Source organism: Chloroflexus sp., from assembly GCF_034431535.1.
Taxonomy (GTDB): Bacteria; Chloroflexota; Chloroflexia; order Chloroflexales; family Chloroflexaceae; genus Chloroflexus.
The window spans coordinates 45571-60224 of record NZ_DAOUDC010000074.1; the positions used below are offsets into that span (position 1 = coordinate 45571).

Here is a 14654-nt window from a genome sequence, read left to right on the forward strand (position 1 = left end):
AGGTCACAGCGCGCGCTCCGGCTTGTCATCTCCGATCAGGTGTCACCCGATAGATCACCACACCCCCTTCGGCAAATGCCACTTCATAGCCGAGCCGGTGAGCAAAGAGTTCAGGGCGCAGCGGGCCGTTGGGTGAGGTGTAGATGTAGTCGATCCGCTCGGCAGCAATCAAACGATCAAGATCGATTGCTTTCCCCTCGCCGAAGTCGATGATCTGTTGGCTGCGTTGGCGCGTAGCTTGGACTGACGCTGCATCGCCATACGTAAACAGCGCCGACGGCGTACTCGTCCACCTCCCGGTGAGCGGCATGATCCACCAGCCGCCATCGTTGCCACGGGCGACTCCCGGTAGCCACGGTGCAGCGTTGATCAAGAAGCGGGCCGTGGGCGGGGTGTGGTCAGCCACCCACGCGATCGCTTCCCGGTCGGTGGCCGTCGCTAAGACGGTAACAGGGTTGACGATGGCGCGTTGTTGGTTGGCTCCCCACAAGGCCAGACCTAGTAATACCGCCGTGCCGCCAATCTGCTGCCAGCGCCGTTGGGCCGGCCAGATCAACGCCACCCCGCCGCCGATCAAGCTGCTAAGGGGGAGGAAGAGACTGATCGCGGCGATGTCCACCGGCAATAGCCAGAGAAAGGGCAGACGTACTGTCGCCGGGTTGATCGCCAACAAGAGCATGCCAACGCCGCTCCACAGCCATTTGCGCTGCGTGAGGCTGTAAAGCAGAAGGGCAAGACCCACCGGCGGCGCGAGATAGCTGACCAGCCACGGGTTGGTCAACACCGCCAAATCACCCACCCAGAGCAGGAGCACCGCAGCAGCCGCTTGCCGGCGGGCCACGCCGATGGCGCCGCCGATCAAGGCCAGCGCTACTAGCCATTCGTTTGGGCCGATCCACATCAGGTCGTAGTTAAGCTGGGCATACGAACCGCCAGTGGTGAGGCTTTGTTCACCAACCGCTGCTGGAACAAGCACCCGGCGCAGCAGCAACCACCACCATGGCGCAGCTAATGCCACCGCAGCGATACCGGCCAGCAGCGCCTGCGCTGCGTGCGCGATGATGGTGTGCCGCGATTGGCGCAAGCTCCATACAATGCTCTGCGCTGCCAGCAGCGCACCGCCAAAGACAAAGATGCGCATGTGAACGAGGCTCAACCCGGCGGCGATCAGCGCCGCTAGCGCCAGCCAACCGGCGCGTTCGCGGCGGCGGGTACTGTCAAGCCACTGTTGCCACGCAATGGCTAAGGCTGTCAACAGCAACAGGCCGGTCAGTTGGGTGTAGCGGCCCCACGACACATAATACGCCGGCATCCACGAGATGCAGCCAACGATGGCGGCAGCCACCACCGCTGCGCTGGGCCGCCGCCACCAGAGCAGGGCTAGCGCGGCGGCAGCCACATTCTGCCACCAGTTGAGTAACTGCCCGCTCCAAAGTATTACGTCGGGCAATGCACCGCCGCTCAGATGCCAAGCCGTCGCGATCACCACGTGATAACCCCAGTGGTAGGGCATCTCGACCACCGGCAGGTAGGGGGTGAGTGTCCACGGCGCGCGTCCAGTTTCAGCAGCGACGCGCACCATTAGGGCGTGATGCACCGAATCGACCCACGCTGGTAGGGCGAGTTCGGCGATCTGTTCGGCCCGCAGCCACGCGCCGATCGCCAGCACGATCGCCAGCAGCCACGTCGCGGCGGATGGCCGGCCCTGCACGCCGGCAAGGTCGTGCCATGCTGCCCAGCTTGCCACCAGTGCCAGCAAGATGGCGCCAACAATCAGCACCGGCGCCGGTAGTGAGCCGCCCACCGCCGTGACCCAGAGGTACCCAAGCGGCACAAGGCTTAGGCTCATGCCAACCCAGAGCGCAACCCGCAACAGCCATGGCGGGCGCGGGCCGGGCAAGCTGCGTTCGAGCAGGTATCCCGGCGCGATCAGCCACAAACCGGTCGCTAACAACACCCGTCCGGCAGGGAGCAAAGCCACCAGCGCCGCCAGCAGCAATCCGCTCAGCAACCAGCGCCGGCCCGCGCTGAGGGTGACGAGCGGTCGCTGCGTGGCGGGATCGGATAGCGTTGGCGCTGGACGAACGTTGCGCTCGTTCACTGTACCAGCCAGAAGATCAACCCAACAACCACGATCGCAATCACCAGCAACAACGCCAGCAGCTTGGCCTGTTCTTGCGAACGGCGACGGGCCAGCAGTGGGCGCGCTTCAGGGGCGTAGGGTACGTCGGGCAATTCGCTGAGAAAGATAGCCCCTAGCGCCGCCGGGTTAGTGAACAGGGTTTTGAAGAAGGTCGTGATCAAATCGCGGGCAGTGATTAGCGGCGGCGCCCAATAGGCCTCTTCCGGTGTGAGTGGCCGTCCAGTGAGCGAGCAACGTAGTTCGGTGGCGGTCTCGTTGTTGCGCGATGGCATAATGTACCTCGATGTGTGTATCACCCCGCCGGTAGGGACATAGCGATGCTACGTCCCTACCCAATCCGGCGGACGAATCGCTCGATCCGTTCTAATGCCTCTTCGATCTTGTGCATCGCGGTGGCGTAACAGGCGCGCACGTAACCGGCTCCGCTTGGCCCGAAGGCGTCTCCCGGCACGACAGCCACCTGCTCGTTGTGCAGCAACTGCTCGCAGAAGGCTTCGCTGCTCAGACCGAGATGGCTGATCTGCGGGAAGGCGTAAAAAGCGCCTTGCGGCTCGAAGGTGGGCAGGCCGATGCTGTTGAGACCAGACACGATCACCTTGCGGCGGCGGTCGTATTCGCGCACCATCTCCTGCACTGCCTTTTCGCCGTGCAAAATGGCTTCAAGGCCGGCGTACTGGCTCATGGTCGGGGCTGACATAATTGCATACTGGTGGAATTTACGCACCGCGGCGGTGATTTCAGCAGGAGCGGCGAGCCAGCCTAGCCGCCAGCCGGTCATAGCATAGGCTTTCGAGAAGCCGCCGAGCAGCACGGTGCGCTCGCGCATGCCGGGCAGCGCCGCGAAACAAGTGTGCTCGACGCCGTAGACCAGCCGGTCGTAGATCTCATCTGAGATGACGATCAGGTCGTGGCGTTCGGCCACCGCCGCTACCTCCAACAGCCGTTCGCGGCTCAGCACCGCGCCGGTTGGGTTGTTGGGATAGCCGATCAGGATCGCTTTGGTGCGTGGTGTGACCGCTGCTTCTAGTGCTGCACCGGTCACTTGAAAGCCGTCGGCGACACTGGTCGGCACGTAGACGACGTGCGCATCGGCGAAGGTGACGCATGCCGGGTAAGAGACAAAGCATGGCTCTGGCATCAACACTTCGTCGCCGGGGTCGAGCAGGGCTAGCGCTGCGCCGAGCATCGCTTCGCTAACGCCGACGGTGATCAGCAGCTCGGTTTCGGGATCGTACTGCACGCCGTAGCGGTGGTTGAGGTGCTCGGCGAGCGCGATGCGCAGTTCGAGCAGGCCAGAGTTAGAGGTGTAGGCGGTGGTACGGTCAATTGAAGCTTGGCCGGCGGCGCGAATGTGCTCCGGCGTGATAAAATCAGGCTCGCCGACACCGAGTGAGATCACGTTGGGCATGGTGGCGGCAATATCAAAGAAGCGGCGAATGCCCGATGGCGGAACGGCGCGGATGCGCCGCGCAATGCGCTGGCTGGTCATAGAGGCTCTCCTTAGTGGTATCGTGGCTGAGCGCCATTGCTCAGCGAGCTCTATCTTACCATGAGACATGCTGTCTTACGTTGGTTGTGTTGGGTGATGCTTGGGGCGTTGGCCGGTTTGCTGGCGCTCTATCTGTGGTATGCCGCCGAGCACGTTCGATTGCTGCTCGCTTTTCCTTTCCCGCTTGATTACGGCGAGGGGCCGCTGTTGGCGCAGGTGAGCCGCTTGGCCGGCGGTGAACCGATCTGGCGTTTGTATGCTGATCCAGCGCAAGAGCCATTTTTGATTGTCAATTATCCGCCGCTTTACCTCTTGCTGAGCGCCGGGATGTCGTGGTTCACCGGCGCGCCGCTGGCAGCGGGGAGGCTAGTGGCGCTGTTTGGGGCGCTGGCGAGCGCCGCGGCGCTGGCGGCGCTGATCGGGAGGCGCGGGGTTTGGCTGGCGCTGCTTTGGCTGGCAGTACCGGTAGTGCGCGAGTGGATGCCGCTGATGCGGGTGGATCTGCTCGGTGTGGCACTGGGGTTGTGGGCCGTGTGGGTGGCCGGCCACGAGCGCCTGCCCCCAGTCTGGCGGGGAGCGTTGGCCGGTGGGTTGGCGGTTGGCTGCCTCTTGACCAAGCCATCGCTGATCGCCGGGCCGCTGGCTGCCGGTGTGCTCCTGCTCGCCGGATGGATCCGGCTCCGTTCCCAACCTGAACCGCATGCCCGCTATGCCTTACTGACGTTTCTCGCGACTACAACGCTGGCCGGTGGTGGCATCGTAGTAGCTCTCGCCTGGGCCACCCACGGCTGGTTCCTGATCCACGTGATAGCCGCCAACGCAAACCGCTGGGAAGCAGACTTAGCCCTCAGCTTCTGGCGGCAGCAACTGACGCTGCGTTGGCTTCTCGCTATCGCCGCCCTGATCGGTGGAGCGATTGTGTGGCGCACCGAACGACGGAAGATGCTCCTCCCGGCTCTCACCTATACATTGGCCGGTACCCTCGGTGCCATTGGCGTGGGCAAGGTCGGTGCGTATGCCAACTACTTCTTCGAGTGGTACGCCGGTCTGATTTGGCTGTGCGGTTTGGGATGGAGCACGCTCGCCGCTGTGAACCAACGTCTGTCCGTCCGGTCACTTGCGATGAGCAGCCTGCTGATCTTCAGTCTGCTCTACTATCCGCCGTTGTGGGACACCAACCGGCTGCGTCCGGCAGGGTTGATCGAGCCTAGCCCACCCCGCTTGGCCTTTGGTCAGTATGGATTGTGGGCCGACGCCCGGCGTGAAGCCGACGTGTTGGCGGCATTGACGCGCACCGGTACGGAGTTAGCGCGCGAAGCACGCACTGCCGGGCCGGTCATCTTCACCGACTTGCCCGGTCTCGCCAGTGGGGCTGGCGTCACCGCTCGCATACCGGTGTTCGAGTTTCGCCAGTTGCTCGATCAAGGGCTCGCCGATCAGACCGCCATCCTGCTTGAGCTAGCCAATGGCAAGTTGCCGCTCGTCTTGCTCGACTACCTCGGCAACTGGCTGACCCCAGAGATGATCGCGATCATTCGCCATCGCTACGCCCAAGATGGTTCGCTCGGCGTGATCGACCGCTACCGTCCGGTGGCGACCGGGCCGGCTCAGACGCCATTGCAGCCGGTGGCGGCAGGCGGAGTGCAACTGACCGGGGTGCAACTGGCCTCACCGCTCGGTGTCGCCTACGAACCGGGCCAACTCCTCACGCTCAGCTTGCAGTGGCAGCGGATCGATCAGAACCCGGCAGACGACCTGACGGTCGTGGTACGGGTGCTCTTTGCCGGCAATCGCGTCGCTGCCCACAGCGAGCTACCCTTGCTCTACGGAGCACTGCCGCCGGCGCGCTGGCCAACCGCCGCTTCCATCGAACACATGCAACCGATCGCGTTGCCGCTCGAACTGCTGCCCGGCACGTACCAACTGGCCGTCGGGTTGCGCGATCGGGCCGGGAACGACCTGATTGCGCCGCAACCGGTGACCACGCTGGCGGTCGAAGCGCAAGGCGGCGCCTTCTTCGCCGAAACTGGTTACTTCGTGCCGGCGCGCTTGATGCAAGCGTGGGCCGAACTCGGCGCAGTCGAACGGGCCGGCTGGCCGCTCACGCCGGCGGTGCCGTTTGGATGGGGATGGTTGCAATGCTTTGAACGGGTGTGTCTCGAAGCACACAGCAGTGCCATCCGCCTCCGCCCGTTGGGTAGAGAGCTGTATCTCGCTGAAACGAATCGCAGCGCGCAATGCGCTGATGGCACCCTGGCTGATACCCTCTGTCCCGGCTATACCGTGCCGGCAGAGCTACTGACCAGCCTCGGCCAACCGCTCAGCGGCGACATCCTCCGCAACGGCTGGATCGTGCAGTGGACGGACTATGCCCGGCTGGAGCGCAGCGCCGATGGCGCGACCTTTGGCCTTGGCCGGCTCGGCGATGAGACGCTGCGTTTGCCGCCGGGGGTGCGCTACCGCTGGCCGGGTGGGGAGTGATAGCCCCTTTTCCAGTCTTTGACGGTTCGCTGGCTTGCCGAAGGCAACAAGAGTACTGTGTGCCACCCTTTGCGGTGAACACGGATTCGGGATCAGGAACTGCCATTGGTCCAAGGCCTTGCATGCTCACTGAAAATCCATGAGAGTGGTGATATGATAAGAGTATATCTAGACATGTGCGCTGTTCAACGCCCGCTTGATACGCCGAGTCATGTGCGCATTCAGATCGAAGCAGAGGCGGTGCTTGGTCTCATCTCGTTGGGTGAAGCTGGTCATCTCACATTGGTAAGTTCAGATGCGCTGCACTATGAAAACGACCAAAATCCCCTCTTGTTGCGCCGGAAATACGGCTCTAGCGTGCTTGCGCGCGCAACCGAAACGATTGCGCTAACTGAAGCAGTGCATGATCGGGCGCTGCAATTTCTCGCTTATAGCTTGAAACCGCGTGATTCCTTGCATGTGGCGCTCGCTGAAGCAGGGAAGGCAGACTATATCTGCACCTGTGATGATCGTTTGCGGCGTTAAGCGCAGCGGATTGTTGATCTGACTGTCAACGTTGTACCCCCATTGAGCTCATTCAGAAACTGGACCCATTGTTATTGTTATGACAGTAAAACCTTTCATCGAGATTAACCGGCAGGCGATGGAGCTACTGTACCGTGAGTTAGGGATCGTGGATACTGTGCGCTTCCTCAAACAATTTACCACCGGTTTAGGCGACTATACCGTCGAGCGTGAAGCCCTTTTCGTCGGCAAGACGCTCGATCAGATTGTAAACGACATTGCCCGGATGCGTCCCTCTCACCCCCCCCCCGCAGACCGGCGCAGCAGACGAGCCGGCGCGCTGATCTCTCCCCTTTCTTTGCCCCGCCAAACCTTGACAGAAAAAAAGTCGTGTATTATGTCGGTGTCCGGTTGCGGCAAAGAGAATAAGGAGGTTTGGGGTGAGCATGGGCAATAATTGGCGGGTGCTTATCAAGCGTTGGCTTGTCCCTGCATCAATGGCGGCGTTGTCGGAAATTATTGGCAGGATACCGGAAGATGCGAGAGTGTATCGCCGGTCATCAAAGCCTGCTTCAGCCGATAGCAGCGGCGCAGGATTAGGTACACCCGCGCAGGCCGGAACGCTCTATGGTAGTAAGGCAGGATCTCAGGAGTCACGTATTGTAGTCTGTTATCGTCCGGGTGAGCGCAATGTGGACGGTATCACTGTGAGCCTACCTAATTACATCCTTGATGAAGACACTGCCTGTGGTTTGGTGTACACTGGTACAAAGTCGATCACTTTTATTCCATGGGATAGCATTTTGTATATTGATATATAGACTCTCCTCGTAACAACTTTAGCACCTACTTCAACGGCCCGGCAGTTTGCTCGCCGGGCCGTTGTTATGTGTTGTTCTTGCGCGTCGCCGCCCCTCGGTTGTCATTGCGCGCCGCGCGGCGAAGCAATCCCCTGCTAGAGCGAGAGGGATGACTGCCAGCCATGGGTCTGCACGCAAGTGGGAGATTGCTGCGGGGGCTGCGCCCCCGCGCAATGGCAGTCTGGTAGGTGGCTCGCTACCGATCTCGCAGCATCGTTGCCGGCAATGGGTCGTTGTTGATCGCTTGTCGCTGCGTCATCCTCGTTACCAACAATGTGCGCGAATTCAGCCACGTGCCGGGCTTGCCGGTCGACGACTGGACGCAATGAACATCTGCACCGTGTTCGGCCCACTACTGGGATGCTACGGTACGGTGGTATACTGCTGATCTCCCGCTCTGCTCAAAAAACACACACGGCAGGTCCCATCGCCTGCCGTGCGTGCTTCGATCAAGCCGTTATCGGCTAACGGACAATAATCGCGCTGGCTTCGCGACCACCCGGCGCGAAGGAGTACTGCAACAGAATGCCGGAGTCGGTCACATCAGCCGGGGCGTTGAAGCGGTAGATGGTGGTGTTGAGCGTACCGTTGGCCGGCACCACTCCGCTGCCCGTGTCGATGTCGAAGCGCGGCGCGCCGAGCACTGTGCTCATGCCTTCGATCTTGCTCAGCTCGAAGCCAGTGAAGTAGTTGTCGTAGGTGTAAGCAGCGACGTTGATCTGCTGGCCCAGTGTAGTGACCCCGATCTGGCTGCCGCACAACGTAACCACAGTGTTGGTGCTGTTGGTAGCGTGGCTGGTGAAGAAGAAGGCGTTATAGGGACCGCTCAGCGGGCCGACAAAGAAGGCGTTGCGGCCATCGCTGGCAAAGGTTCCCACTTCCGCCGTGTAGCCAACGTAGTCCGGGGCGCCGTCGCGGTTGGTGTCGAAGAGCAGGTCGATCTCCACCGGATAGTTGGAATGGGTGATGGTCTGGTGGGTTGTGATCGCAAACTGGATCACTGGCGTATTCCCCGGGCAGAAACCGGGGATGTCGAAAGCTCGCACGCCGACGTAGCGCAGATCCATCGGCGGCATCTGCACGCCAGCCCCCGGCGAGGCAGTCACGGTGTCGTTGCTGCCAATCAGCGTGAACGGATCAATCGTCACCGGATTAGCGCCGGTGTTGGTCAGTTGGGCAGTGGCCGGCCTGCTGGTGGTGGCTCGCACCGAAGCCGGAGCGCGGACGTTGCCGGAAGCGCGCGGCAGCACATGCCACGGCATAGTCAGGTCGTTAGCCGTGCCGGGGGCATCAAGCACCAGATAACCATCGTACTCGACGGCGGTCAGCGCCGCGCCGTTACCGCCATTGGTGCCCGAATTCAGCGTCCATGCCGGCAGTTTGGTCGGATCAATGCTCAGCGTGAGGGTGAAGGTGCGTCGGCTGCGCGGCGGCACGGTAATCGTGCTCACCGAGGTGCTCGGCGTCACTGCGCCACTGGCCGCGTCGTTGGCGAAGCGGAAGGTTGGCGTGATGGTGTAGGTGAGCGGCGTGTTGCCGTAGTTGCGCACCACGATTGTGCGGCGAAGCGTAGTCGGGTTGCGGGTGGCCTCAACCAAGCCAAACGAGATGGTGGCCGTGCCGTTGCTGAGTTCCCACGCGCTGGCCTGCGCCTCGATCGCGCGGTTGATGCGCACCTCGCCGCCGCCGATGCGGGTAATCGGTGCCAGCGCCGGGCCGAGGAAGACCGGCGGGCCGTTGAAGATGTTGGTCTCAGCAGTATTGATCAAGCGCGCCTTCAACTCCCACGGCGAGAGGCTCCAATCAACCGCATTGTAGAGCAGGGCCGCCGCGCCAGCCACCATCGGGGCCGCGCCCGACGTGCCGCCAAACGGCTCCACGCCAGTGCCGCTGCCGGCCACCGCCGAAATCGATGCGCCGGGAGCGCCGATTTCCGGCTTGATGATTTGGCCGTACATGATCTGGTTCCCATAGGTCATCTGACCCATCGTCGGCCCGCGTGACGAGGTGCCGACGACGCTGCCAGCGTTACTGGCCGGAGTAGCGAAATTAATCGTGACCGGGTTGCCCACCCGGGCTTTCAGCGCATTACCGGCGACCTGCGTAATCGACAGTACCGGCACGGTGGGGTTGCCGCCGCCGAAGCTGAAGGTAGGCGGCACTGCGCCGGCTACGTTGTTGGCCACGATCACTGCGGCTGCGCCGGCGTCCGCACCGTTCGAGCCTTTGATGCTGATGGCGCAGCTGCCGCGGTCAACCAGCAGGATTTGGCCGGTCAATGAACCGGGTGGGTAGGGCGTACAACCGAGGTTATTGCCCGGCGCCGGGAAGTAGACCAAGGTGCCGCTGACCGCCGTGTTCGGGATCGGCGCCCATGGCTGGGCAACACCGAAGACGGTGGTACTCAGCACGGTAATCGGATACGACGCATCGCTCGGCACTGCCGTCTGCGCTACCGAGAGGGCCGTGCGCGCGCCGGCAGGGGTGCCGGTGATGTAGGGCCGGTCGGCGCTGTTGCCAGCCGAAGCCACCACCAAAATGCCCAGCGGCTGCAAATTGTCAACCGCGATCGCCGAGTCGTCGTCATAGTTCTGGCCATACGACGCACCCAGCGACATATTCACGATGTGCATGCGGTCATCGGTGACGCCATCGCCGTTCGGGTCAGCCACCCAGTCGAGCCCTTGCAGAATGGCCACACCGCTGCACGACGACGACACCGCCGAGCAGACCTTGACCGCGAACAGATCGACTTCCGGCGCTACACCCTGCTCGCCGCCGATGATATCAGCAACGTGGGTGCCGTGACCGCCGGCGCAGGTGCCGCTGCTCAGGCCAAGCACGCCACAGTCAATCGGGTCGGGATCGGGCATGAGCGAACCGTTGGGCCACACTTCGCCGACAAAGTCGTAGCCACCCTTGACCCGATCGGTTGGGAAGAGACCATCCAGCGTCGTATTGCGCGGATCGGCAGGGCTGGTGCCATACGCAGCCTGATACGCCGCGAGCGTACCGGGGCCGCCAAAAGCGGCGTGGGTGTAATCGATACCGCTATCGAGCACGGCCACCCGCACGTCTTTGCCGCGGTAGCCGGCAGCCTGCACCGCCGGGCTCGCACCAATGTAGGGCACCGTCTCCATCGGTGGTTGGGTGTCGCGCTCGTAATTCACAACCGGATTAATCCGCACGACTTCGACATCACGGGCCAGCGCCGGCAACGCCGCGCCATCGACCTCGACGACTACCGCGTTGAGCGCTACCCGCAGTCGGGCCAGCTCGGTCATCGTCGGGTCAATTGCCCGCAAACGGGCCAGCACCCGCTCGTGTTGCTGGTTGATGCGGTTGAGTTGGGCAGCCTGCGCCGCACCCTGCGGTACGCGCGCGGTGGGGTTCTCGCTCAGGCGAATAACAACCTCTTGGCGTCCGGTGGCGCCGATCAGGCTAGGTGAGAGTGGGGTGGGTGCGCGATCAATGGTAAGCGGTTCTTCTAGCCGGAGCACATCAAGATTAGGAGTTGGGCGGGGCGGCTGCGCCGCTGATGGTGCAACCAGCGCAATCGTCAACGCTACGCTGATGGCGATTGCAACGAGATGGCGTTTGGTTATGAGTTTCATAAACTCCTCAGTTCGCAAACAGGACAACATCGCAACCAAAAAGGGGTTTGTGCGGCCATTTCGTCATTGAAATCGCTACAAACGCATCCCTCCTTTCTCGACCGCTGCACTGGCAAGCGACACGAGTGCTGACGGTCAGGCATGTTGCAAGACGCTGACAACCATCCTTACGCCAGTATGCTGGGTCGATAGCCGCAGTGATGCGAGGATGCTACAGACGTCTGTGTGCTTCATCGCATGTCACCGTTCAGTGTGCAAAAAGGCAGCCGGCCAAATGGGTGGGGCGCAGGCGGAGCTAAGGCAAGAATGGCGCACACCAACCAGCAAGAGTAGACATTGCTCTAGGCCAAACTCAGCAATGACGACGCTGGCTTGATGGGCTGAGGTATGAAGTCGTTGGCAAGAAGAAGATTAAAGCTGCTAAACGTATCTGTCAAGCGAATTTGCGTAGCAGACTGTTTACAAATCGTTCATTTTTCAACAAACTAAATGACAGCTTGTTCATCTTGGCAATCGCGCCGGGCAGCTACTGAGGTGGTTGGCGAACGCCAAGCCGCTTGCTGCAAACAGGTTGCCATACGCCGGTTATGGTACAAGCTTTGTGCTATACTGCTACCAGCATGATTTCGTTGCGGAGGTTCCCCGTGTTTGTTATCAATATCTTGTCAGTCGTCATTTATGCAGATGATGGCGCCCGGCTCGAACAGGCGGTATCGGCTGTTACCGTGGCGGCAGCGCGCTACAGCACTGATCACGAGATTATTATCGCTGCCGGCCCTGCTGCAGCAGCGGCTGCCGCGCGGGTTGCCGCGGCCCGTCCGCTGGTGCATGCCACATACCACATGCAGCCGCGCCGCTCGTCATACCTGCTCCGCGATGCGTGTGGCTTGATCGGCGGTGATCTCGTGCTCGCGATCGACGCTGCGGCGCCGCCGTCAGCTTTGGCGATTGAGCGGTTGCTGGCTGCGTACCATGGGCAGGATGTGTTGGTAGGCCGGCGCACACCGGCACCGGCCCATCCGCTGCACCACGCGCATACGGCGTTGTTGCGCCGGGTGTTGGCAAGTGATCAAGACGACCCACTCTTGCCACTTGCCCTCTTCCGCGCCGAGCTGGTCGATCTCTTGCCGGGTGATGGCGAGCCGGCGCCGCCGCTGGCTCACCTCTATGCCGTGGCGCGCCGCCGGAACTATGTGATCGGCCAGATCGCGCTGCCGGCGCAGAGCATTCCTGTCCGTCCGTCAGGTGTGGCTGAGGTGGCGGCGCTGGTGGCCCAAGGCCCGGCTCGCGGCACCCGGCCTGCCCTTGGCGCGCTCGCTGTGGCGGCCAGTCTCTGGCTGTTGTTGCGCCGGCGACGGTAAGTGTGTTACGGGCCGGCGCAACGTTTTCATAGAAGCCTTCGTCGTATCGCTGATGGCTGTCAGTGATAATATACTAAGGAGTAAGACGATGAGCCAGCCTGACCAGAAGCCCGATCAGACCCCTGATTTGGGCGCCGAATTGCGCGAATTGGGGCAGCAGATCGAAGCGGCGCTCCGTACTGCGCTGGAAAGTGAACGCGCTCGCCAGTTGCAGCAGGAATTGCTAAATGGCCTGCGTATGATCGGTGAGCAGGTGCAGGTGGCGGTCAAGGCGATCGCCAATGATCCCCGTGTGCAAGAGTTGGCCGAGCGTGGCCAGCAGACACTGCACCAGTTCCAGCAGTCGCAAGCGGCCAACGATCTCCAACAAACCTTGGCACAGGGAATTGCCCAACTCAACGAGCAGTTGGCTGAGTTTATCAAACGGATGCAGTCGCCTGCCGGCGGTGAACCGGCGACCGGCGAGACGACCCGCCTCGATCCAGACAAAGATGATTTCTAAGCCGGTCGTGATGGGTTGGCGCTAGCGATCATCGCTCCTCGCCTGCCCGCACTTCAACGGCGGCCACAACCTATGCGGTTGGTGCAGGTGATGGCTTTGACCATCCCTGCTCCTCTCCTATAACGTTCAAGGTTGGACAGAATCCGCGAGCGCAGATGGAGTTGATGGCTTTGCGATGCGCCGGTGTACCCTCACCCCCAACCTCGCTCCTACTGGCGCGGGAGAGGGGAGCGCAGAGCCTAGCTTTGCGGTATGGCATAGCGATCAACGGTTGTACTCAGCCAATGGTATGCCCAACCCTCAACCTATAACGTGGGCGAGAGGAGAGTTGCGCCAAGGTTTGGGGGCACGGCGGTAGGGGGCTGTGCTAGCGTAAGTGCGTTGTCAATCCTTAAACTGCCGCCGGGAGTGGAGCCGGTGGTCAAAAGCCACCGATGCCGGCGCTTCCCGCCATTATCCAGTTTTTCTCCTGTTGCTCCGCGTCCACGGTGCTTGCAGCAGTACATCATCTCTATGAGTCATCACTCAATGCTATGTGCGGTCGTTATACGTTAGCCGTTTCACCTGCTCAGCTCGCTGCCCGGTTCGGAGTGGCGTCGCTCGAACTCCAGCCCCGTTACAACATTGCGCCTACCCAGCCGGCGCCGGTCGTGCGCGCAAGCGATGGTGCGCGCGAATTGGCGTTGCTGCGCTGGGGCTTGATCCCGTCGTGGGCGCATGATGCTGCTATCGGTGCGCGCCTGATCAATGCCCGTAGCGAGACGGTGCTCGAAAAGCCGGCCTTTCGCACGGCGTTTCGCCGCCGGCGCTGCCTGATCCCAGCCTCTGGCTTTTACGAATGGCAGCAGCAGACTGCCGGCAAGCAGCCGTTCTATTTCACGCCGGTTGATGGCGCTCTGATGGCTTTCGCCGGTTTGTGGGAACAGTGGCGCGCGCCTGATGGCGCATTGCTCGAAAGCTATACCATTCTGACGACTGCCGCTAACGAGGTGGTTGCCCCGATCCACGATCGGATGCCGGTGATTCTGCCGCCTGATCTCGATAAACTGTGGCTTGACCCTGCTGCCGATGTGGCCCGCCTCCACCATCTTTGCCTTACGCCGCCGCCAGTCGCGTTGCGCGTTTATCCGGTGAGTAAGGCAGTCAATCAGGTGCGCAACGATGGCGAGGGGTTAATCCAACCTGTTACCCCATAGGTTCAAGAGATGTTCCCACAGTGTTCGTTCGCGCCGAAGCGAGAGATTGCTGCGGGCGCATCCGCGCTCTCGCGATGACAACAGGGCACGCCGCCCCGCTCTCCGGTTGTCATTGCGAGCCGGCGGAGGAGGCGAAGCCATCTCCCGCGAGCATGAGCTGCTGGCCCTCACCCCCTGTCCCTCTCCCGCACCAGTGGGAGAGGGGGCAGCTCCGTTCCGCTCTCGCAATGGCGTGACCGCTCCCCAGCGGTGCCCCCTCGCCCGCCGTCAGGTGGGAGAGGGGGTTGGGGGTGAGAGCTAACTTTAAGGCGCAAAGGGGGCCAAGGCGCAAAGGTTTTAACGCAAAGACGCAGAGAACGCCAAAGACGCAAAGGGATGGAGAGGTGGTGATGAGTGTGAGCGAGCGTTCTACATCCCCTGCGCCCTCCGCAGTAAGCATTCAGCGGCCCTACCCCCGCTGGGTTCAAGAGCGGACAGAACGTATGCGCATAGTTGATGGCTATG

12 protein-coding genes are annotated in these 14654 nt (G+C 61.9%); 8 read left to right on the forward strand and 4 right to left on the reverse strand.

Annotated features, from left to right (window positions below; translation table 11 throughout):
* Nucleotides 1-25: 25 nt before the first annotated feature.
* From U9R61_RS18555 to U9R61_RS18565, 3 genes are read right to left on the reverse strand one after another with little or no spacing between them, the layout of a single operon-like run.
* The gene (locus U9R61_RS18555; RefSeq protein WP_322490302.1) at nucleotides 26-2101 is read right to left on the reverse strand and encodes a hypothetical protein; all 2076 of its coding nucleotides are present in this window, start codon (nucleotides 2099-2101) and stop codon (nucleotides 26-28) included.
* Nucleotides 2098-2415: a hypothetical protein gene (locus U9R61_RS18560; RefSeq protein ID WP_322490303.1), complete on the reverse strand. Its 318-nt coding sequence runs from the start codon at nucleotides 2413-2415 to the stop codon at nucleotides 2098-2100. The genes U9R61_RS18555 and U9R61_RS18560 overlap by 4 nt, the downstream gene beginning before the upstream one ends.
* Before the next feature lie 56 nt (nucleotides 2416-2471).
* Nucleotides 2472-3632: an aminotransferase class I/II-fold pyridoxal phosphate-dependent enzyme gene (locus tag U9R61_RS18565; protein WP_322490304.1), complete on the reverse strand. Its 1161-nt coding sequence runs from the start codon at nucleotides 3630-3632 to the stop codon at nucleotides 2472-2474.
* A 60-nt stretch (nucleotides 3633-3692) separates the two neighbouring features.
* Here U9R61_RS18565 and U9R61_RS18570 point away from each other — a divergent pair, with 60 nt between their 5' ends.
* The 5 genes from U9R61_RS18570 (at nucleotide 3693) to U9R61_RS18590 (ending at nucleotide 7806) form a co-directional block, all read left to right on the forward strand.
* A complete protein-coding gene (locus tag U9R61_RS18570; protein ID WP_322490305.1) occupies nucleotides 3693-6113 on the forward strand; it encodes a hypothetical protein in 2421 nt (806 codons plus the stop codon).
* 174 nt (nucleotides 6114-6287) lie between these two features.
* Entirely contained in the window at nucleotides 6288-6638 is a 351-nt protein-coding gene (locus U9R61_RS18575) for a PIN domain-containing protein (protein WP_322490306.1), read from the forward strand.
* Between the two features lie 79 nt (nucleotides 6639-6717).
* A complete protein-coding gene (locus U9R61_RS18580) occupies nucleotides 6718-7074 on the forward strand; it encodes a hypothetical protein (protein WP_322490307.1) in 357 nt (118 codons plus the stop codon).
* Nucleotides 7058-7438, forward strand: a complete 381-nt coding sequence (locus tag U9R61_RS18585) for a hypothetical protein (protein WP_322490308.1) — start codon at nucleotides 7058-7060, stop codon at nucleotides 7436-7438. The genes U9R61_RS18580 and U9R61_RS18585 overlap by 17 nt, the downstream gene beginning before the upstream one ends.
* A 227-nt stretch (nucleotides 7439-7665) precedes the next feature.
* Nucleotides 7666-7806 (forward strand): hypothetical protein, encoded by a 141-nt coding sequence (locus U9R61_RS18590; protein ID WP_322490309.1) that lies wholly within the window; start codon nucleotides 7666-7668, stop codon nucleotides 7804-7806.
* A gap of 135 nt (nucleotides 7807-7941) precedes the next feature.
* Here the strand turns inward: U9R61_RS18590 and U9R61_RS18595 are convergent, their stop codons facing one another.
* On the reverse strand, nucleotides 7942-11091 hold the full coding sequence (locus U9R61_RS18595; RefSeq protein ID WP_322490310.1) for a S8 family peptidase: 3150 nt from the start codon (nucleotides 11089-11091) through the stop codon (nucleotides 7942-7944).
* Between the two features lie 644 nt (nucleotides 11092-11735).
* Here U9R61_RS18595 and U9R61_RS18600 point away from each other — a divergent pair.
* From U9R61_RS18600 to U9R61_RS18610, 3 genes are all read left to right on the forward strand, one after another.
* Complete coding sequence (locus U9R61_RS18600) at nucleotides 11736-12452, forward strand: hypothetical protein (protein ID WP_322490311.1); 717 nt, start codon at nucleotides 11736-11738, stop codon at nucleotides 12450-12452.
* 88 nt (nucleotides 12453-12540) lie between these two features.
* The gene (locus U9R61_RS18605; protein WP_322490312.1) at nucleotides 12541-12954 is read left to right on the forward strand and encodes a hypothetical protein; all 414 of its coding nucleotides are present in this window, start codon (nucleotides 12541-12543) and stop codon (nucleotides 12952-12954) included.
* Nucleotides 12955-13487: 533 nt separating this feature from the next.
* Nucleotides 13488-14150 carry an SOS response-associated peptidase gene (locus U9R61_RS18610; RefSeq protein ID WP_322490313.1) on the forward strand — a complete coding sequence of 221 codons (663 nt, stop codon included), beginning with the start codon at nucleotides 13488-13490 and terminating at the stop codon, nucleotides 14148-14150.
* Nucleotides 14151-14654: the final 504 nt, after the last annotated feature.

Coding starts and splice junctions, on each gene's coding strand:
- U9R61_RS18595 (WP_322490310.1), bottom strand. CDS start 11,091: ATGAAACTCATAACCAAACGCCATCTCGTTGCAATCGCCATCAGCGTA.
- U9R61_RS18570 (WP_322490305.1), top strand. CDS start 3,693: ATGAGACATGCTGTCTTACGTTGGTTGTGTTGGGTGATGCTTGGGGCG.
- U9R61_RS18580 (WP_322490307.1), top strand. CDS start 6,718: ATGACAGTAAAACCTTTCATCGAGATTAACCGGCAGGCGATGGAGCTA.
- U9R61_RS18610 (WP_322490313.1), top strand. CDS start 13,488: ATGTGCGGTCGTTATACGTTAGCCGTTTCACCTGCTCAGCTCGCTGCC.
- U9R61_RS18605 (WP_322490312.1), top strand. CDS start 12,541: ATGAGCCAGCCTGACCAGAAGCCCGATCAGACCCCTGATTTGGGCGCC.
- U9R61_RS18565 (WP_322490304.1), bottom strand. CDS start 3,632: ATGACCAGCCAGCGCATTGCGCGGCGCATCCGCGCCGTTCCGCCATCG.
- U9R61_RS18560 (WP_322490303.1), bottom strand. CDS start 2,415: ATGCCATCGCGCAACAACGAGACCGCCACCGAACTACGTTGCTCGCTC.
- U9R61_RS18575 (WP_322490306.1), top strand. CDS start 6,288: ATGTGCGCTGTTCAACGCCCGCTTGATACGCCGAGTCATGTGCGCATT.